The organism is Agromyces sp. Soil535, assembly GCF_001428255.1.
Classification (GTDB): Bacteria; Actinomycetota; Actinomycetes; order Actinomycetales; family Microbacteriaceae; genus Agromyces.
In genome coordinates this window covers 17,057-34,673 of the sequence record NZ_LMRW01000023.1, presented here as the reverse complement: position 1 = coordinate 34,673, position 17,617 = coordinate 17,057, and the positions used below count along the sequence as shown (strand labels likewise).

The 17,617-nt window shown below is 66.1% G+C and carries 16 protein-coding genes and 1 pseudogene; 4 read left to right on the top strand and 13 right to left on the bottom strand.

Annotated elements, in window-relative coordinates:
* Position 1 precedes the first annotated feature (1 nt).
* The 4 genes from purU to ASG80_RS13230 all read right to left on the bottom strand — a co-directional run bounded on the left by purU (position 2) and on the right by ASG80_RS13230 (position 3,905).
* Positions 2-907: a formyltetrahydrofolate deformylase gene (gene purU, locus ASG80_RS13245; protein ID WP_056731455.1), complete on the bottom strand. Its 906-nt coding sequence runs from the start codon at positions 905-907 to the stop codon at positions 2-4.
* Positions 904-1,824 (bottom strand): methylenetetrahydrofolate reductase, encoded by a 921-nt coding sequence (locus ASG80_RS13240; RefSeq protein WP_369816263.1) that lies wholly within the window; start codon positions 1,822-1,824, stop codon positions 904-906. The genes purU and ASG80_RS13240 overlap by 4 nt, the downstream gene beginning before the upstream one ends.
* 115 nt (positions 1,825-1,939) lie before the next feature.
* Positions 1,940-3,310 carry an aminomethyltransferase family protein gene (locus ASG80_RS13235; protein ID WP_056731453.1) on the bottom strand — a complete coding sequence of 457 codons (1,371 nt, stop codon included), beginning with the start codon at positions 3,308-3,310 and terminating at the stop codon, positions 1,940-1,942.
* A gap of 97 nt (positions 3,311-3,407) precedes the next feature.
* Entirely contained in the window at positions 3,408-3,905 is a 498-nt protein-coding gene (locus tag ASG80_RS13230; protein WP_056731451.1) for a MarR family winged helix-turn-helix transcriptional regulator, read from the bottom strand.
* A 99-nt stretch (positions 3,906-4,004) separates the two neighbouring features.
* On the opposite strand from ASG80_RS13230, the gene folP reads away from it, so the two are divergent.
* Positions 4,005-4,814 carry a dihydropteroate synthase gene (gene folP / locus ASG80_RS13225; RefSeq protein WP_056731449.1) on the top strand — a complete coding sequence of 270 codons (810 nt, stop codon included), beginning with the start codon at positions 4,005-4,007 and terminating at the stop codon, positions 4,812-4,814.
* A gap of 86 nt (positions 4,815-4,900) precedes the next feature.
* A complete protein-coding gene (locus tag ASG80_RS13220; RefSeq protein WP_056731448.1) occupies positions 4,901-6,262 on the top strand; it encodes a glycine cleavage system protein T in 1,362 nt (453 codons plus the stop codon).
* A gap of 28 nt (positions 6,263-6,290) precedes the next feature.
* Here the strand turns inward: ASG80_RS13220 and ASG80_RS13215 are convergent, their stop codons facing one another.
* The 6 genes and pseudogenes from ASG80_RS13215 to hpaD form a co-directional block, all read right to left on the bottom strand.
* Positions 6,291-7,115 carry a siderophore-interacting protein gene (locus ASG80_RS13215; RefSeq protein ID WP_056731446.1) on the bottom strand — a complete coding sequence of 275 codons (825 nt, stop codon included), beginning with the start codon at positions 7,113-7,115 and terminating at the stop codon, positions 6,291-6,293.
* A 20-nt stretch (positions 7,116-7,135) separates the two neighbouring features.
* Positions 7,136-8,611 (bottom strand): NAD-dependent succinate-semialdehyde dehydrogenase, encoded by a 1,476-nt coding sequence (locus tag ASG80_RS13210; RefSeq protein ID WP_056731444.1) that lies wholly within the window; start codon positions 8,609-8,611, stop codon positions 7,136-7,138.
* 14 nt (positions 8,612-8,625) lie between these two features.
* Complete coding sequence (locus ASG80_RS13205; RefSeq protein WP_056731443.1) at positions 8,626-9,429, bottom strand: HpcH/HpaI aldolase/citrate lyase family protein; 804 nt, start codon at positions 9,427-9,429, stop codon at positions 8,626-8,628.
* Entirely contained in the window at positions 9,414-10,223 is an 810-nt protein-coding gene (gene hpaH, locus ASG80_RS13200) for a 2-oxo-hept-4-ene-1,7-dioate hydratase (protein ID WP_235508322.1), read from the bottom strand. Before hpaH ends, ASG80_RS13205 begins: the two co-directional genes overlap by 16 nt.
* Positions 10,220-10,909 (bottom strand): annotated as a pseudogene (locus tag ASG80_RS13195) (hypothetical protein); the annotation flags it as partial. The pseudogene ASG80_RS13195 and the gene hpaH, both read right to left, overlap by 4 nt.
* Positions 10,910-10,917: 8 nt before the next feature.
* The gene (gene hpaD / locus ASG80_RS13190) at positions 10,918-11,913 is read right to left on the bottom strand and encodes a 3,4-dihydroxyphenylacetate 2,3-dioxygenase (protein ID WP_056731440.1); all 996 of its coding nucleotides are present in this window, start codon (positions 11,911-11,913) and stop codon (positions 10,918-10,920) included.
* A 129-nt stretch (positions 11,914-12,042) separates the two neighbouring features.
* Here hpaD and ASG80_RS13185 point away from each other — a divergent pair, with 129 nt between their 5' ends.
* Together ASG80_RS13185 and ASG80_RS13180 are read left to right on the top strand one after the other, a co-directional pair.
* Complete coding sequence (locus ASG80_RS13185; protein WP_056731437.1) at positions 12,043-12,963, top strand: LysR family transcriptional regulator; 921 nt, start codon at positions 12,043-12,045, stop codon at positions 12,961-12,963.
* 47 nt (positions 12,964-13,010) lie between these two features.
* Positions 13,011-13,697: a GntR family transcriptional regulator gene (locus tag ASG80_RS13180; RefSeq protein WP_235508321.1), complete on the top strand. Its 687-nt coding sequence runs from the start codon at positions 13,011-13,013 to the stop codon at positions 13,695-13,697.
* Here ASG80_RS13180 and ASG80_RS13175 read toward each other — a convergent pair.
* The 3 genes from ASG80_RS13175 to ASG80_RS13165 are packed head-to-tail and all read right to left on the bottom strand — an operon-like array spanning position 13,676 to position 17,584.
* Positions 13,676-14,974 carry a DUF3500 domain-containing protein gene (locus ASG80_RS13175; RefSeq protein WP_056731435.1) on the bottom strand — a complete coding sequence of 433 codons (1,299 nt, stop codon included), beginning with the start codon at positions 14,972-14,974 and terminating at the stop codon, positions 13,676-13,678. The two genes, ASG80_RS13180 and ASG80_RS13175, sit on opposite strands and share 22 nt — an antisense overlap.
* A gap of 14 nt (positions 14,975-14,988) precedes the next feature.
* Positions 14,989-16,038: an amidohydrolase family protein gene (locus ASG80_RS13170; RefSeq protein WP_056731432.1), complete on the bottom strand. Its 1,050-nt coding sequence runs from the start codon at positions 16,036-16,038 to the stop codon at positions 14,989-14,991.
* A 1-nt stretch (position 16,039) separates the two neighbouring features.
* Positions 16,040-17,584 (bottom strand): sugar ABC transporter ATP-binding protein, encoded by a 1,545-nt coding sequence (locus ASG80_RS13165; RefSeq protein ID WP_235508320.1) that lies wholly within the window; start codon positions 17,582-17,584, stop codon positions 16,040-16,042.
* Positions 17,585-17,617: the final 33 nt, after the last annotated feature.

The following is a 17,617-nucleotide window of genomic DNA, read 5'->3' as shown; positions in this document are numbered from 1 at the left end:
CTCAGAAGACGATCGTCTCTTTGCCGGCACGGATCACCCGGTCGTCGCAATGCCACGCGACAGCGCGCGAAAGGACCGCGCGCTCCACATCTGCACCCCGACGCTGCAGGTCGGTCGCGGTGTCCGCGTGGGAGACGCGCACAACGTCCTGCTCGATGATCGGACCTTCGTCGAGTTCTTCGGTGACGTAGTGGGCAGTCGCGCCGATGAGCTTCACGCCGCGTTCCTTGGCCTTGCGGTACGGCGCTGCACCGATGAACGCGGGAAGGAACGAGTGATGGATGTTTATCACCGGTACGCCAACGGCTGCGAGGAACCCAGGCGACAGAATCTGCATGTATCGTGCGAGCACGACGAGGTCGGCGTTGCCCTTGATGAGTTCGACGATCTTCTCTTCTGCCGCTGACTTGTCCGGACCAGCGACCGACGGCACGTGGAAGAAGGGAATGCCGAAGGCTCGGACCTCCTCCGCCAGGTCAGTGTGGTTGGAGATCACCATCGGCACGGTCATCGGAAGTTCACCGCGGCGGTGACGCCAGAGCAGGTCGAGCAGGCAGTGATCGGACTTCGACGCCAGGATGATCACCCGCTTGAGCGACGATCGGTCAGTGAGCGTCCACTCGAGACCGTACACACCGGAGAGTGTCGCGTCGAGGTCCTTCTCGAGCGCCTCGCGAGTGACCACCAAGTCGTCCAGATGGAACACGGTGCGCTGATAGAACCGACCGCCTTCTGGGTTGTCGCTGTACTGGTCGAGCGACACGATGTTGGCGCCATGGCGGGCGAGCACAGAGGACGTCGCAGCAACGATGCCTGCACGGTCCCTTCCGTGCACGATCAGACATGCCTGATCGCGAACTGAGCTGAGCGCCGGCGCTGGCGCAGTCCGCACCTCGGTCATGGTCATTTCTGATCCTCCGAGAACGACGTGATCCATTCCGACGTCGCCCGCAGGCCGCCGAATGTGTAGAAATGCAGCTTCAAGTCGCCGTACCTGTCCGCGTCGTAGCCATCGGTGAGCTGCGTGATGAACTTGTCCGGACCAGCGGTGCCGAGCAGGTTCGTCAGCGAGAACCCGTACTTCTTGGCGATGCCGGCGCTGGAGGAGATGCCGAACCGCGCCGCGAAGGTGAGGAGGCGCTTGATGCCCGCGGGGCCGGGGACGCCGATCCTGATGGGGAGGTCGATGCCGAGGTCTCGGACGCGCTCGATCCAGGAGAACACCGGGGCGAGATCGAATCCGAACTGCGTGATGATCGTGCCCTCGAGGCCCTGTTCCCTCAACGCAGCGGCTTTGCCGGTCAGTGCGCTCCACAACTGAGCATCGGAGATGTCGGGGTGACCTTCGGGATAACCGCCGATGCCCACCTGATGGACTCCGTAGGCCTGCAGGAGACCGGTCTGGATGACCTGGAGAGAATCCTCGTAGGGACCCTCGGGCGTGTGCGGGTCGCCGCCGACGACGAATACTTCGGATGAGGTGCCTTGGTCCCGGAGCGCGCCGAGGAACTCCTCGAGCTGGCCGCGGCTGGCGAGCCGACGAGCGGAGATGTGCGGGACGGGAGTGAATCCTCGTTCGTGCACCGCACGCGACGTGGCCAGCCGCGTCTCGAGGTTCTCGTTGCCCAGAAAGGTCACGTTGATCCTCGTCGAGGGCGGGATCAGATCCGCAGCCTCCTCGAGTCCGGGGACATCCTTACCGGTCATCTCAAGTGAGAACTCTTCCAGCAACATCGCTGGGGAGATGGTGTTGAGCATCGGCTTCCTTTCGCCTGATGTGAGTTCCGGGGTGGCAGAGAGTGCATGGACTTCCTTGTGGTGCACTGTCGCAGAACTATTTCACGTGACTCATATTATTACAGACATCTGTAAAAGTCACGCAATCAACGAACTCCTCCCGCCGCATCCCCGGCGGACGGGAGGAGTCCGATGATTCGCCTCAGCTCTGACCGAGGCTGTACAGCGTGCGGACGCCCTGACCACCCTGGCGGTAGCGCGTCCGTGCGAACTCGTCGTACGGCGTCGGCTGCACCGTGGCACGGATTCGCGGCAGGCCGAGGTCTGCGTCTGGAGCGGTTCCGTGCCCGGGATGCTGCCCCCAGACAACCTCGACCTCGATGCCCGGCGTCGCGACGGCATGGTCGACGAGAGCCAGGGAGAGCACCGTGCCCACCGGCGCGATCCGGGCCGTGTAGAACGCCGTGCCGACGAGGCCGCCCTGCGGAGCTTCGACGCGGTATCGCCCATAGCTCAGGGCATATTCGGCGTCGGGCCCGATGGCCTCCCTGACGTCGTCCAGATCGAATTCGAGGGTGACCTTCGTACGGGATACCTCGTTGCGCTCGCGCTCGAGCGCTTCCCGCCCGATGAAGTCGTGATTGAACGAGAGCGAGCGCCCATAACCGAGCTCCCACGGCGACGTGTAGAAGTCCGTGATGTCATCGGAGTAGAAGCTGCCGTAGAGCGGGTTCTGCCCCTCGAACGAGAACAGGCCGAGGTTCCGGCGCAGGTCCTGCAGATCGGGGTCGGTGTAGATCGCGGGGGTGGGGGTCGGAATCCATCCGCTTTCGACGCCGTTCGTCGCGTAGCTCATGGCGCCGAGGTGCGCGACGCCGAGTGGCTCGCCGGCGTTCAGCAGCGCGTCCTTGACTGCATCGTGATCGGCATAGTCGCCGATGAACTCGAAGCCCGCCTGACCGGCCATGCCGTGCCGGAGTGCACGGATGTTGCGGCCGGCGAGGTTGACCATGGTCGAGTGGAAGAACTTCGTCTCGGGCAGCGGTGCGCCGAATGCCTCTTCAACGAGGGCGAGAGCCCTGGGTCCCTGCACTTGGAGCCGGAAGAGGCGCGGGTCCTCACGGATGAAGGAGCGATCTGGATCGACTGAGAAGGCCACGTCGTAGCCTCCATGCTCGGCGTGGTACGCGACCCAGTTCTGGGCCGCGGGCACACCGCTCAGGACGAACGTGGCCTCGCCGGTTCGGAGCAGGATGCCGTCCGAGATGATGTTGCCGTCGCGAGCCACCGGGATGAATTGCTTGGCTTGGCCGATCGCGAAGTTCTCGTAGTTGTTCGCACTCACGTCGCTCAGGAGTCGGACGACGTCCGGGCCCTCGAGGAACGTGTCCGACATGTGGTACGAGAGGTCGCTGATCGCAACACCCGTTCGCCACGCGTCCTGTTCTGCGGCCCATCCCACGTACTCGGCATCCACTACGGGCGGCGCCCATGGCGCGGCGTCAGGCTTCCAGAGAAGCCGGATCGGGGATCCTGCCTGGTCGATGCCGTCCTGAAGGCTCGGTGCAGCCATGTGAAGTTCCTCTCCATTGAGTACTGCTCGTGTTTTCTGTTGCCCGGCGCGAGAGCGGATCTTCCGCGATCGCGCGCCAAGTAGTTGAAGGTCTGCTTCAGCGACCTTGGACCGGCCAGAGGAGCTCCATCGGCCGACTGCTCCCCTCGAGCGCGTGGAGGATTCTGCGAAGCTCGCTCACCACCGCTTCCTCCGCGTCGCTATCGGAGACGATTCCGGCTACCCGCGCCGTGACTCCGGCCATTCGTTTCGTCCCCTCGTTCACGCCGCGGAGCCCCACATCCGTCATCGTGTAGAGCACCACGCGGCCGTGCACCGGGTGCGGCTGCCGCCGCACCCATCCGATGCGGTCAAGACGAGCGAGCGCGGTGGCCACGCTCTGTGGGGTGATCCGGAAGCCCCGAGACATGTCCGAAGCAGACAGAGGGCCGAGCTTGTGAAGGTGTACGGCCAGCCCGAGCTGCGTCACCGTAACGCCGAGGTCCTCGACCTCGGACTGCACGAACCGGTGAACAGCGTTCTGGGTTCGCCACAGTGTGTACGGAAGACTTTCTTCCCACGAGAATTCCGCGGAGATTGGGGATGTCGTCGACATGTTTCCTCCCGATGCGGCGATTGAAGTGAACAGTTGCAAGTGTAGTGGTAGTTTACAGTGATCTGTAACTATTACATATCCGTTCAACGTGGTTTGAATATGGAAACACTTGAGGTGAGCACGTCGTCGCGACGTCGCGGCGCGCGCATCGTCGGCGTTCTCAACGTCACTCCCGACTCCTTCAGCGACGGTGGTCGATTCACCACCGTGGAGCGCGCCGAGCAGCACGCGCTGCAGCTTGTCGCGTGTGGGGCGCACATCATCGACGTGGGTGGCGAATCCACTCGACCAGGCGCGTCCACGGTTTCGGCGGAGGAAGAACTTCGCCGGGTCCGGCACGTGATCGAGCGTCTCGTCCGGCGCGGAATCAGGGTCAGCGTAGACACGCGCCGCAGTGAAGTCGCCCTGGCTGCACTTGCAGAGGGTGCCGAATTCATCAATGACGTGTCCGGAGGACTGTGCGATCCGCGAATGCTCGGTGTCGTCGCAGAATCGAACGCCACCTTCATCGCATCACATTGGGCCGGCGGCGCCGACAGCCCCCCGCCACCAGGGAGCATTCTGGCCTCCGTGGTCGATGATCTCGGGCAGCGACTGGAGAGCTGCCGCGAGGCCGGACTCGAGCGGGTGATCCTCGACCCAGGCCTGGGCTTCGGCAAGTCCGCGCCCCAGAACTGGGAGATCATCGGCGGACTCGGCGAACTACGCTCCCTCGGGGCACCGATCCTTCTCGGACATTCTCGCAAGCGTTTTCTGGGCGCCACGCTCGGCGACCTCGACTCCCCCGCCTCCCGGGACGTGATGACGGCTGCCATCAGCCTGATCGGCGCTGAAGCCGGCGTGTGGGGGCTACGGGTACATCAGGTCGAATACACACGCGACGTGCTGAGGTCGCTCGTCTCGCATTAACAGTTCTCTGTCATCATGACAGATATCTGTTATAAGGTGGTGAGGATCCCGCGCCGAAGCGGGCACCATTGCCGAAAGGAAATACCATGGCAAGTCTCGAAGACGAGATCCAGGCCGCCGGCGGCCCGCTGAAGCTCCTGCAGAGCGGGCGTTCCGGCGCTTATCAGTTCCCCGTCAAGCCGGAGTTCAGCAACTGGCGCGACGAGCAGGAGTCCTGGCGGAAGTCGGCGGCCCTGATGGACCTGTCGCTGCACATGAACGACCTCACGGTGAAGGGCCCCGACACGTACAGGCTCCTGTCCGACATCGGCGCGAACAGCTTTAAGGGGTTCGGTCCGATGAAGGCGAAGCAGCTCATCGCGGTCGGCCACGATGGCTACATGATCGGCGACGCCATCCTGTTCTGCCTGGACGAGAACCACGTCCGGATCGTCGGCCGTCCGCCGGTGTCGAACTGGGTCCAGTTCCACGCCGAGACCGGCGACTACGACGTCACCCTCAGCCGTGACGAGCGGAGCGTCTCCAACCCAAACGGTCGAGAGTTCTACCGCCTACAACTGCAGGGCCCGAACGCCGACCACATCTTCGAGAAGGTCAACGGGGGGCCGCTGCCCGAGATCAAGTTCTTCCACATGGGCAAGTTCAAGATCGGCAAGTACGAGACCACTGCACTGAACCACCGCATGTCCGGGTTCCCGGGCCTGGAGTTCTTCGGCCCGTGGGAGGACCTCGAGGGCGTGCGTTCGACGCTGCTCGAGGCCGGCGCGGAGTACGGCATCACCCAGATCGGCGGGCGCGCGTACGCGTCGGTCGCAGGCGAGTCCGGCTGGATCGCGAACACCGTGCCTGCGATTTACAGCAGCGAGGAGATGAAGCCGTTCCGCGAGTGGCTGCCCGCCAAGTCCTTCGAGGCGAACCTCGCGCTCGGAGGCAGCTTCGTCTCCGACGACATCGAGGACTACTACGTCACGCCGTGGGACATCGGCTACACCCACATCGCGAAGTTCGACCACGAGTTCATCGGCCGGGAGGCGCTCGAACGCCGAATCGACGAGAAGCGCCGCGTCAAGGCGTGGATCAAGTGGGAGCGTGAGGATGTCGCGAAGATCTTCGCGAGCATGTACGAAGAGGGCGACAAGCGCTTCAAGTACATCGAGATGCCGGCCGCCTTCTACACGGCGTCCCAGTGGGACCGCATCGAGAAGGACGGCGAGCTCGTCGGCATCGCGATGCTGCCGAACTACTCGTCGAACGTCCGCGGATGGATCTCGCTCGGCATGATCGACGAGGACGAGCACCGCATCGGAGACCGGGTCGAGCTGGTTTGGGGCGAGCCGAACGGCGGTTCGCCGAACAAGGCTGTTGAGCGTCACACCCAGACGACGGTGCGCGCAACGATCATCGCTCGCCCCTTCAGCGAGGCGACCGAGGGATCGGGCAACCGCTAGGCACCAGCACGCCGAAGGGCGGTCGCCATCAACGGCGGCCGCCCTTCGGCGTCTCCCGCTCGCCGTCCAGGCGAGCCTGCTCTGCCTTCCACTCGCGGAACCCGTCCTCGGTCCTCCCCCGCCTCCAGTACCCGGAGATCGACAGCGACTCACGCGGCACCCCGCGTTCGGCACGCAGGTAGGGGCGGACGCTCTTCATGATCTCCTCTGCTTCGCCGTGGACGAAGGCGTGGACCGGACCATCTAGCCACTCGACCGCGCGCATGGCCCCCTCGAGCTCGGCGCCCGTGTCGCCGCCGCGGTGCACGAAGGTGACGGCCCCGTCCCGCGGCAGCATCAGCCGGGGCTCGTGCTCGACGGAATCGACGACGAGCACGACCCGGGCGACCGCGTCGCCCGGCAGGGCGTCCAGCGCCGCAGTGATCGCCGGAATGGCGGATTCGTCTCCGACGAGCAGGTGCCACGCCGCGTCGGGGTCGGGGCGGTACGCACCACCCGGCCCGTTCACGATCAGCTCGTCGCCGGGCTTCGCCGCGGACGCCCACGGCCCCGCGATGCCGACCGGCCCGTGCAGGACGAAGTCGATGTCGATCGTGCCCGCCTCCCCGTCGGGGTGGAGCACCGTGTACGTTCGCACGTCGGGCAGCTGTTCGGCCGGGAGGACGCCTCGCAGGCCGCGCACGTCAATCTGGTCCGGATACTCCACGCCGGTCTTCGGGAAGACGAGCTTGACGTACCGATCGGTGAACGTGCTGTCCGCGAATGCGGACAGGTCATCTGTCCTGAGGTGCACGCGCGTGATGGTCGGCGTCACTTGCGACGATCCGGTGACGGTGAAACGGGTCGTCGGCATGGTGGATCTCTCCTGGCAGGTCAGACGTTGGGGATGAGGGTGTACTTGGTGGAAAGGTACTCGTGGATACCCTCGGCGCCGCCCTCGCGCCCGACGCCGGACTGCTTCACTCCACCGAACGGAGCTGCCGCATGGGAGAGCACGCCGACGTTGACACCCATCATTCCGGTGTCGAGCGCGTCGATCATCCGGTTGGCACGGGCGAGAGACTCGGTGAACACGTAGCTCACGAGCCCGTACTCGGTGTCGTTGGCCAGGCGGGCCGCTTCGGCCTCGTCGGCGAACTCGATGATCGAGACCACGGGTCCGAAGATCTCCTCCCGGAGGATCTCGGCATCGGCGGGCACCCCGATGATGACGGTGGGCTCGTAGAAGCTGCCCGCACGCTCGATGGGCCGACCTCCCGTGAGGACCGTCGCGCCGCGCGCGACGGCGTCGGTGACGAGCGAGGCGGCCTTCTCCACCGCCTTCGCGTTGATCACGGGTCCGACGGCGAGGTCGGCCTCGGTGCCGCGCCCGATGCGCATCGCCGACACCTTCGCTGCGAGCCGGGAAGCGAAGTCGTCGGCCACCGCGGTGTGCACGATGAAGTGGTTCGCGGCCGTGCAGGCCTGGCCGACGTTGCGGAACTTCGCGGCCATCGCCCCGTCGACCGCCTTGTCGAGGTCGGCGTCCTCGTACACCACGAACGGGGCGTTGCCGCCGAGTTCCATTGACGTGCGCAGCACGTTGTCCGCGGCCTGCCTGATCAGCGTGCGCCCCACCGGAGTCGAACCGGTGAAGGAGAGCTTGCGAAGCCGCGGGTCGGCGATGATCGGCTCGAACACCGCGGCCGAGCTCGTGGTGGTGACGATGTTGAGCACACCCGCGGGCAGGCCCGCCTGCTCGAACAGCGTCGCGAGGAACATGGTGGTCAGCGGTGTGACCTCCGCCGGCTTCACGACGACGGTGCAGCCGGCCGCGAGGGCGGGGGCGATCTTCCGTGTCGCCATCGCCATCGGGAAGTTCCACGGCGTGATCAGGTAGCAGGGACCCACCGGCCGCTGTGAGACCCCCATGCGGCCGGTGCCCTCCCGGTTGTCGCCGAAGCGGCCCGAGATGCGCACCGCCTCCTCGGAGAACCAGCGGAGGAACTCCGCGCCGTAGGTGACCCCTCCCTGGGCTTCGGCGAGGGGCTTGCCCATCTCGAGCGAGATCAGCAGCGCCACGTCGTCGCGGCGTTCCTGCAGCAGGTCGAACGTGCGGTGGAGGATCTCGCCGCGAACCCGGGGGGCGGTGTTCGCCCATCCGGCCTGGGCGACCACCGCCGCATCGAATGCACGAATCCCGTCGGCCGACGAGGCGTCGGCGATCGACTTCAGGACGGATCCCGTCGCCGGGTCGTCCACGTCGAAGGTCTGCCTGTTCGACGCAGGGCACCACGCGCCGCCGATGAGGAGGCGGTCGGGGATGGAATCGAGAAGGAGTCGCTCGTGCTCGGTTGCGGTGTCGTGCATGTCTCTCGTTCAGCTCAGTAGGACGGGCGGCGGGTCGTGTCGCTCGCCTCGCCGAACCGGGCCGCGAGCGCCTCGGTGCCACGGGCGAGCAGGGCGACATCGGCTCCGACGAGCACGAAGTCGGCGCCCGCGTCGTAATAGGCGCGCGCCACCACGGGGTCGAAGGCGTTGACGCCGACGGGCTTCCCGGCGGTGCGGACGGCCTCGAAGGCGCGGGTGACGGCCGACACAACGTCGGGATGGGCCTGCTGGCCGAGCAGGCCCATCGAGGCGGCCAGGTCGGATGGCCCGACGAAGACCCCGTCGATCCCGTCCGTTCCGGCGATCTGCCCGGCGGCCTCGATCCCCTCGACCGTCTCGACCTGGACGAACAGCGAGACATGGCGGTCGGCATCCAGGAGGTAGTCCTCAACGCGATTCCAGCGGGCCGACCGCGCAAGCGCCGAACCGACCCCGCGCAAGCCCCGGGGCGGGTAGCGCACCGCGCGGACGAGCTCTCGTGCCTGCTCGGCGGACGACACCATCGGCACGAGGATGTTCTGCGCGCCGAGGTCGAGGACCTGCTTGATCGTCACGACGTCCCCTGAGGGAACGCGAACCACCGGCGTCGCCGGATAGGCTGCCACCGCCTGCAGCTGCGCGAGGACGGTCTGCAGGTCGTTCGGGCCGTGCTCCTGGTCGATCAGCAGCCAGTCGATGCCCGAGCCCGCGACGATCTCGGCGACGAGGGGACTGCCCGAGCAGACCCAGATCCCCGCAAGGGGACGCGGGGTGGCACGCAGGACGTCCCGGAGGGTGGGAGTCAGTTGAAGCGGCATGTGATGGTCCCCATATCCCCGTAGTCGGCGAGCACGGTGTCGCCCTTCTCGACCCACATCGGGCGGGTGAAGGATCCGGCGAGCACGATCTCGCCGGCTTCGAGGCGGTCACCGTGTCGCGCCAGCTTGTTCGCGAGCCACGCCACGCCCGTCGCGGGGTGGTTCAGGACCGCGGCGGCAACCCCCGACTCCTCGATGGCTTCGTTCCGGTAGAGGAGCGCGGACACCCAGCGGAGGTCGATCTCGTCGACCTTCCACGGATTCCCGCCCAAGACGAGGCCACCGAACGCCGCGTTGTCGCTGATCGTGTCGACGATCGTGCGCCCGGCGAGCTCGATACGCGACGAGAGGATCTCGAGTGCGGGGACGACGTACTCCGTCGCCCGGAGCACGTCGAAAATCGTCGTCCCGGGCCCCTCCAGGGGTTCTGCGAGGACGAATGCGAGCTCGACCTCGATGCGCACGTTCGAGAAGCGGTCGTGTTCGATGAGCGAGCCGTTCTCGAAGACCGCGTCCGCGAAGATCGCGCCGTAGTCCGGTTCGGTGATGCCGGTCGCCGCCTGCATAACCTTCGAGGTCAGGCCGATCTTCCGTCCGATGAGGCGGCGTCCCGCGGCGACGCCCCGTCGACGCCACTCGTTCTGCACGGCGTAGGAGTCCTCGACCGTCATGCCGGGGTGGCTGGTCGTCAGGAGGTCCACGGTCGCCCGGTCGCGTTCCGCCGCGGAGAGCCGGTCGGCGATCGCGGCGATGGTCGCGTGGTCCAGCGTCCGCCGCACTTCAGGGCCGGTCAATCGCCGTGCTCCACTTCGAAGCGCGCGCGCCACTCGGCGTTCATGGGGAACAGCCCGTCGAGGGCGTGACCCTCGTCGATCAGCTGGGCGACCCATACGTCCTCGGCCTCTTGGGCGAGTGCCGCGTCGACGACGTCGGCGACCATCCCTGGGGGGATGACGATCACCCCGTCGGCGTCCCCGACGATGATGTCGCCCGGCTGGACGGCCGTGCCCCCGCAGCCGATGGTCACGTCGAACTCCCACGGCACGTGCTTCCGGCCGAGTACCGCGGGGTGGGCCCCGTTCGAGAAGACCGGCAGCCCGACTGCGACGACCGCCTCGTAGTCGCGCACGCCGCCATCGGTGACGATGCCGGCCGCGCCGCGCGTGCGGGCACGGATGGCGAGGATGTCACCGAGCGTTCCCGAGCCTGCATCCCTGCGCGCCTCGATGACGATGACCTCTCCGCTGTCGACGGCGTCGAAGGCTCGCTTCTGCGCGTTCTGGCCGCCGCCGTGGCTCGCGAAGAGGTCTTCCCGATTGGGGATGTAGCGCAGCGTCCTGGCGGTGCCGACCAGCTTCACCTCCGGATGCATCGGGCGCACGCCGTCGATGTGCACGTTGCTCAGTCCTCGCTTGCGCAGCTGTGCCGATAGGCTCGCGACTGGTGCGGCCTCCAGCTTCGCGCGCAGCTCGGCGGGGAGGGTGCCCATCAGTGAACGCCGAGGTACTGTTCGAGCGTCGTCGGGCTCGCGTGCAGGAGCGGCTCGTGCAGGACTTCTCCCGGGAACTCGCTGGCCTCGAAGAACCAACGGTTGGACGCCGGCATACCCCACAGCTGCGCGCGCTTCGCGTTGCTGACGTCCCACCGGATGGGCTCCTCCTCCAGGTCGATGAACTGGTAGTGCGTCGTGAACAGCTCGACCCGGTGCTGGTCGGGATCCCGCAGGTAGAGGAACAGCGCGTTGCTGATCCCATGGCGGCCCGGTCCGCGGTCGATCTCCTCACCAAAGCCGAGGGCACCGGCGACGTCCGCTGCATGAAGCAATGCAGTGGCATCCGGCACGGTGTAGGCGAAGTGATGCAGTCGGGGACCATGGCCATTGGTGAACACAAGGTCGTGCGTGTTGCCCTTGACCTCCATCCAGGTTCCCCAGAGCTCGTCGGTGCCATCGGTCGCTGTGTACTCCGACATCCGCATGCCGAGGCCTGTCCAGAAGTCGGTGGCCGTCTGCACGTCGTAGGTGACGACCTGGTAGTGGTCGATGCGCTGTGGAGCCCCGGCTACGAACTCGTCGAAGTTCTGCATCTTGCGCGGAACAAGGTCCATTGAGGAGGTGAGCTCCATCTGTGTTCCCACAGGGTCGCGGAATTGCAGCGTCGGGCCCTGGTGGGCCTTCTCGACCCGCTGGAACTCGATTCCGGTGGCGGCGAAGTGTTTCTCTGCGGCGAGGATGTCCTGGTCGGTGCGAACTCGAAGTCCGACGCGTAGTGCCTTCGCCTCGTCGCCGCGTTCGAGCACCAGGCTGTGGTGCGCCGACTCCTCGAGCCCGCGCAGGTAGACGGCGTCATCGGTCTCCTCCGTGACGACGAGACCGACGACGTCGCGGTAGAAGTCACGGCTAGCCTCCAGGTCCGTCACGGCGAGCGAGACATGGCTCGCACGCGTCAGGGTGAACGGTGGGGCGAAATTGGTGGTCGGCAACATCGGCGGCTCCATACTCGTGCGGTTGACTGCCCTTCAAGCCTGACGACTCCCCGCCACGATGGGAACTACCGCTTTCGTCTGAGAGCCATAGCCACAAGCTATAGCCACCCTCGGGATATGCTGTGAACCATGGAGCTGCGCCACCTTCGATACTTCACCGCCGTCGTCGAAGCGGGCTCGTTCACCGCGGCCGCCGCCCGGCTGCACATCTCGCAGCCGCCCTTGAGTGTCGCGATCGCCAAGCTCGAGGAAGCCGTCGGCGTGTCGCTTCTCGTGCGCACCCCGCGCGGCGTGGAGGCCACGAGCGCCGGTCGGTACCTGCTCGACGCGTCCTCCCGGGTGCTCGGAGACATCGACGACATCGTGTCGGCGCTCGGCCGGTTCGGTGCGGGCACGGCGGGGTCGCTGACGATGGCGGCGGTGCCGGCGCTGATGTGGCACCGACTGCCCACCCTCCTCCGCGAGTACGCGGCTGAAGTGCCCGACGTCGAGATCCGCCTCGTGGATCCCCCGCCCTGGGCCGCGATCGAGATGCTGCAGCAGCGCACCGTCGACCTCGCAGCGATCATGGTCGCCGATCCGAGGCGCTTCGCCCAGCGCCACCGCGGCACGCTGAAGATCGTGGACTGGGGCGAGATTCCGCTCGTCGCCGCGTTCGCGGCGGATGAGGCAGACCTCCCGGACCCGCTTCCGCTCAGCAGCTTCACCGGCAAGGTCGTGCTGCTGCCGCGCCGGACCGCCGCCGTCCCCAGCCTGCCGGAGGCGGTCGACGAGGCGTTCCGTCGGCACGGGATCACGCCGGCCTCAATTCGCACGGTCGAGACCATCCAGACGAGCCTGCCGTTGATCGAGGCGGGTGTCGCCTGCGCGATCCTCCCGGATCCCGACGGTGCGAGCCTGTCCCGCTTCGCGGTGACGGTCCGGCGCCTCCAGCCAGCACCGGAACCGCTTCGCGCGCTCGTGCTCGCTCGCGCTGGAGCCGCGCTCGACTCAACGGCTGGGAGACTGCTGGCTCGAATCGCCCGCTCCACGGCGGATCCTGTGCGATAACCAGTAGAATCGCGGGATCAGCCCATCGTTTGCCGAAGGAGTTACGAGTGGCGGTCAGCAAAGCCGATCAGGCCTACCAGATCCTCAAGGAGCGGATCATGGACGGCACGTACGGCCCCGGCAAGCGGCTCGTGATCGACCAACTCGGCCGTGAGTACAACATCAGCACCAACCCGTGGCGGGAGTCCCTACGTCGGCTCGAGGCCGAGGGCTGGGTGGACATCATCCAGAACGCGGGCGCCGTCGTCAAGACATTCGACACCGAGACCTGGAAGCGCACGATGCGCCTGCTGGCCCGGCTCGGCGGCCTTGCAACGGCACTTTCGGCAGAGAAGATGACCCCTGACGACATCAGCGAGGCACGCAGGCTGAACCGCGAGATGGGCGACGCGCTGGCCAACTTCGACCCACAACGATTCGGCGCGCTGAATCGGCGCTTCCACGCTCTGCTGTGCTCCCGCTGCGATGACGAGCGACTGAACGACCTGGTCTCGGCTGAGTGGACACGACTCGAGCTCGTCCGCCAGTCTGCTTTCTGGTACGCACCCGGCCGGGCCCTCGCCTCGATCAGCGAACACACTGCGATCCTCGACCTGATCGAGGGCGGGGCGGACCCCGAAATGATCGAGACCGCCTCGCGTCGACACGACATCAACACGCTCGAGGCCGTGACGAACTACGAGGCCTCACTGTCGGGCGCGAATGAACCCGCTCACGTGCGCTCAGCCATCTGAGCGAGAAGCGCCTTGCCGTAGTCGTTTCCGTTCGGCAGTCGCAGTGTCGTGTGCACGTGGAAGCGGGCAGGCAGCCGATTGCTGAGCCACACTCCAGCGTGGTGATCCAACTCCGCCATGACCACGGGGCTCTGAATGCGGAAGTAGAACGGCTGCGAACCGTCGGTGGCGCCGTACCAGGAAAGCCAGGTCTCGTCCATGTGGCCGTCGAAATCGCGCAACGTCAACTCCCGCTGCGGTTCGACCAAGAGTAGGAAGAAGTCCTCGATGACGGTACGCAGCAGGCCACGCTGTCGATCCGTCAACTCCCGCACTGGGATCCCTTCATACGGGACCACTCGGTTGTCGCGGAACGCTCCCGCGACGTGGCGTTCATCGGCGGGATGCAGCCGCCCCTCCGGCATGGCAGGGTCGAGGACGGAACTGTAGACGACGGCCTTCTCGCGCTGCTCGTCGGTCAAAGACTCGGCGAGCTCGATCGCCACCTGCTCCCGTGCATCGAAGAGTGGGGGCCTCGCACCATCGGAGAGTGCCGGCTCCGCCCCGAGGAACACCGGCGCGATGATGTGCCGGCCACGGACGGTCACGAAGTTGAGAGCCACGTGGTGACCGAAGAGCTGCCAACCCCATGCGCCCTCCGCCGACGGGGTGCCGAAGAAGGAGAACCAGTAGCTGCGGTCGTTCATGACGGCGGGCAGATCGACCAACTCGCCAAGGAAGCCGTTGAGGGCCATCGCCTCCGCGACCCGCTCATATCCCGCGGGGCTCAGGGAGGAGCGAACCACGTCGAGCATGGCATCGACGACCTCAGCGCTCAGCGTCTCCAGCCGCAGTCCGACGCGATAGATGACGAACTCGGGATTGCTCCAGGCCCTCCATTCCGGCGCATCGATGGGATGGCAGAACTGCTCGCGCTGCTCCGCGGTGAGGAGCCCGAGAACACGTTCGGCCGCCGCCACGAGAGAGGGATCGGTGGGTACATCGACGTCGGGGAGCTCGTAAAGTCCCTCCCGCACGACACCGTCCGCTGTGATGCCGACGAACGGCTCACGATAGAGGCCGTCCCAATATGCCAGGAGCTCCTGCAGGAACGGAGCGCTGTAACGGTCCTCCGCGAACTGCTCATAGTCCACACCGCGGCTGCCGGCGAGAACCGGGTCGTCGAGGTCGTACAGGTGAGCGCGAAAACTGTCCTGCGGCAGTTCGACGGCCTCCTGCTGCCCGGTCACTCGGGCGGCAGAGAAGAATCCGTCGATGTCTTCGTTCTCGTTGTTCATGGCTGCTCCTTGCCTCAGATGGGGAGGTTGAACAGGCGCTTGGCGTTGCCCGACATCACGAGCTCGCGGTCGGCGTCACTGATGTCGAGATCGTTGTTGACGAACTCGACGCCTTGACTCATCCAGCCATAGAACACGGGGAACGACGAGCCGAAGAGGTAGTGGTCGGCACCGTTGATCTTGAGTGCGGCCTCCACCTGGTGCTTGCCCCAGGAGTGCGGGTGCGTGAGGTCGTAGAACAGGTTGTTCTCGAGGTAGCCCTTGATCTTCTCGCCGCCACTGGAGTCGAGGCGGTTCATCGCCTCCTTCTTGTTCGAGGCGTGCGGGGTGAGCAGCTCGGTGTTCGCGAACCAGTTCCCGCCGAGCATGGTGTGAATGAACCGCAGTCCGGGCATCCGATCGAACATGCCGCTGAAGAGTTCGCGGCCCACTGCGGTGGCCTGATCCGAGATGCGGCCGTACTCACGGCGCAGGTTGGTGTAGTCGATGACCGACTTCCACTCGACGGGGAGGGGTGTGTGATGCACGACCACGGGGATGTCGAGCTTCTCGATGACCTTGAGGTAGGGCTCGAATGCCTCGTCGTCGAGGTACAACTGGCCGTAGTGGCACGCGAGCTGCACGCCCACGGCACCAAGCTCCTTCACGGAACGCTCGAGCTCGTAGATGTTCTCCTTGCCGCCCCACGGCGGAACGCACGCTGTTGCGAAAAGCCGTCCGTTGGATCGCTTCACCATCTCGTACGCGTTGTCGTTGACCTCCTTGCAGGTGTCGAGCCGCAGCCACTCCTGCCAGACCGGCACCCTCATGACGCCGTAGTCGACGCCGGCGTCATCCATCGCGGCGAGCTTCGACTCCACCGAGTAGTCACCCTCGACGTAGTTGAGGTTCTGGTACCCCTTGGGCTTCTCGAGGATGAGCTGCTTCTTGCCGTTCTCCATCGTGGTGACGCTGGCGATCTCACCGAATCCGCGCGGAGCGGTGCTGAGGAACCCGTCGAGAATCTTCTCGTTGGTGAAGAGGTCCTCCGGGAGGTGGTGGATATTGATGTCGACGACGGTCATCTCAGTTGTTCTCTTTCTTTTCCGTGTGTACTTCAGATCTTGGACCGCGCAGCCGGGATCGCGAACCGTTCGAGTAGATGGCTTCCACGATGGTGTCCGGGCTGAGGTCGCCACGCAGTTCGGCTCGAACCGAGCCCTCCTCGAAGACCAGCAACCGATCGCAGAGCAGGGCCAGCTCGTTCTCGTCCGAGCCCGCGACGATCACAGCGCAGCCATCCGCGGCGGCCTTGCGGATTGCAGCGACGAGCGTGTGCCGAGCGCCGACGTCGACGGCCTGTGTCGGCTCGTGGAGAACCAGCAGTGATGGAGCGTTGGCGAGCCACTTCGCCAGCAGGACCTTCTGCTGGTTTCCTCCACTGAAGGTCCGTATCGAGGCCTTCCGTTCACGCGGGCGCACGTCGAGACGCTCGATCCATTCGCTCACGATGCGGCGCTCGCGCTTCCGATCGATCGGGAACAGGCTGCGCGCGGAGCGGGTGGTCTGCGGGAAAGTGGCATTCTCGGCCAGGGACAGACTCATCGCGAGACCGGCGTGCTCGCGGCCCTCGGGTACGAGGGCGATGCCGGCTTCCATCGCCGACGCCGGGCTGAGGGCGGGCACCGAGATGGTCGCGCCAAGCAGAGTCAGCGTCCCGGCATCGGCGTGCGTGACTCCGCTGAGGAGATAGGGGACGTCGTCGTAGCCGGAGCCGGCGAGCCCCGTCAGCCCGAGAACTTCCCCCGGTGAGACCTCGAGGGACACCTCGCTGACGCCGAGCCCGGTCAACCCGGCCACGCCGACCGGAGTCGAGTTCGCCGGGATGGTCGCCGCACCGCGGTGCTCGAGGTCAATGAGGTTGCGACCGAGCATCATCGCGGTGAGGTCGGCCTCGTTCATTCCGGCCATCTCCCGACCGGACTCCACGACGCGCCCGTCGCGCAGAACCGTGACACGGTCCGCCGCATCGACGACTTCCTCGAGTCGATGTGTGATGAGCAGGACCGAGGTTCCGGTTGAGACGATCTCTCCCAGGATCTCGAAGAAGTGCTCCAGTGAACGTCTCCCGAGCGAGCGGGTCGATTCGTCGAAGATGATCAGCCCGGTCCCGGCATGCGCATCCTGGAGGGCCCTCGCGATGGCGACCGTGGCGCGGTCCTCTTCGCGTAGGGTCCCCACCGGGGCGTTCAACGGGACGTGACGTCCGAGACGCTCGAACACTGCGGTCGCGGCTTCCCGTTCGCGACTCCAGTCGATTCTGCGCAGGAACCGGCTCCCGCGCAGTCGGCCCACACGCATGTTCTCGAGGACGCTCTGGTGGTCGAACAACCCGAGGCTCTGGTGCACGACCGCGACCCCGCGGTCGCGCGCCTCCTGAGGCCTGACCGGCAGTTGCAGCTCCCCACCGTCCACGGCGATGCGGGTGCCTGCGTCGGGGGTGTACAGCCCGGTGAGAACCTTCGCGAGTGTCGACTTGCCTGAGCCGTTCTGGCCGACCAGGCCGTGGATCTCGCCTGGCCATACGTCGATCGCGACGTCGCGCAGAACGCGGTTGTTCGCGAAGCTCATGTAAAGGGATTCGACCGCCAGACGTGGCACCGG

Coding starts and splice junctions, on each gene's coding strand:
- ASG80_RS13215 (WP_056731446.1), bottom strand. CDS start 7,115: ATGCCGACGACCCGTTTCACCGTCACCGGATCGTCGCAAGTGACGCCG.
- ASG80_RS13175 (WP_056731435.1), bottom strand. CDS start 14,974: ATGAACAACGAGAACGAAGACATCGACGGATTCTTCTCTGCCGCCCGA.
- ASG80_RS13170 (WP_056731432.1), bottom strand. CDS start 16,038: ATGACCGTCGTCGACATCAATATCCACCACCTCCCGGAGGACCTCTTC.
- ASG80_RS13230 (WP_056731451.1), bottom strand. CDS start 3,905: ATGTCGACGACATCCCCAATCTCCGCGGAATTCTCGTGGGAAGAAAGT.
- purU (WP_056731455.1), bottom strand. CDS start 907: ATGACCATGACCGAGGTGCGGACTGCGCCAGCGCCGGCGCTCAGCTCA.
- ASG80_RS13210 (WP_056731444.1), bottom strand. CDS start 8,611: ATGCACGACACCGCAACCGAGCACGAGCGACTCCTTCTCGATTCCATC.
- folP (WP_056731449.1), top strand. CDS start 4,005: ATGGAAACACTTGAGGTGAGCACGTCGTCGCGACGTCGCGGCGCGCGC.
- ASG80_RS13205 (WP_056731443.1), bottom strand. CDS start 9,429: ATGCCGCTTCAACTGACTCCCACCCTCCGGGACGTCCTGCGTGCCACC.
- ASG80_RS13235 (WP_056731453.1), bottom strand. CDS start 3,310: ATGGCTGCACCGAGCCTTCAGGACGGCATCGACCAGGCAGGATCCCCG.
- ASG80_RS13165 (WP_235508320.1), bottom strand. CDS start 17,584: ATGAGCTTCGCGAACAACCGCGTTCTGCGCGACGTCGCGATCGACGTA.
- ASG80_RS13185 (WP_056731437.1), top strand. CDS start 12,043: ATGGAGCTGCGCCACCTTCGATACTTCACCGCCGTCGTCGAAGCGGGC.
- hpaD (WP_056731440.1), bottom strand. CDS start 11,913: ATGTTGCCGACCACCAATTTCGCCCCACCGTTCACCCTGACGCGTGCG.
- ASG80_RS13220 (WP_056731448.1), top strand. CDS start 4,901: ATGGCAAGTCTCGAAGACGAGATCCAGGCCGCCGGCGGCCCGCTGAAG.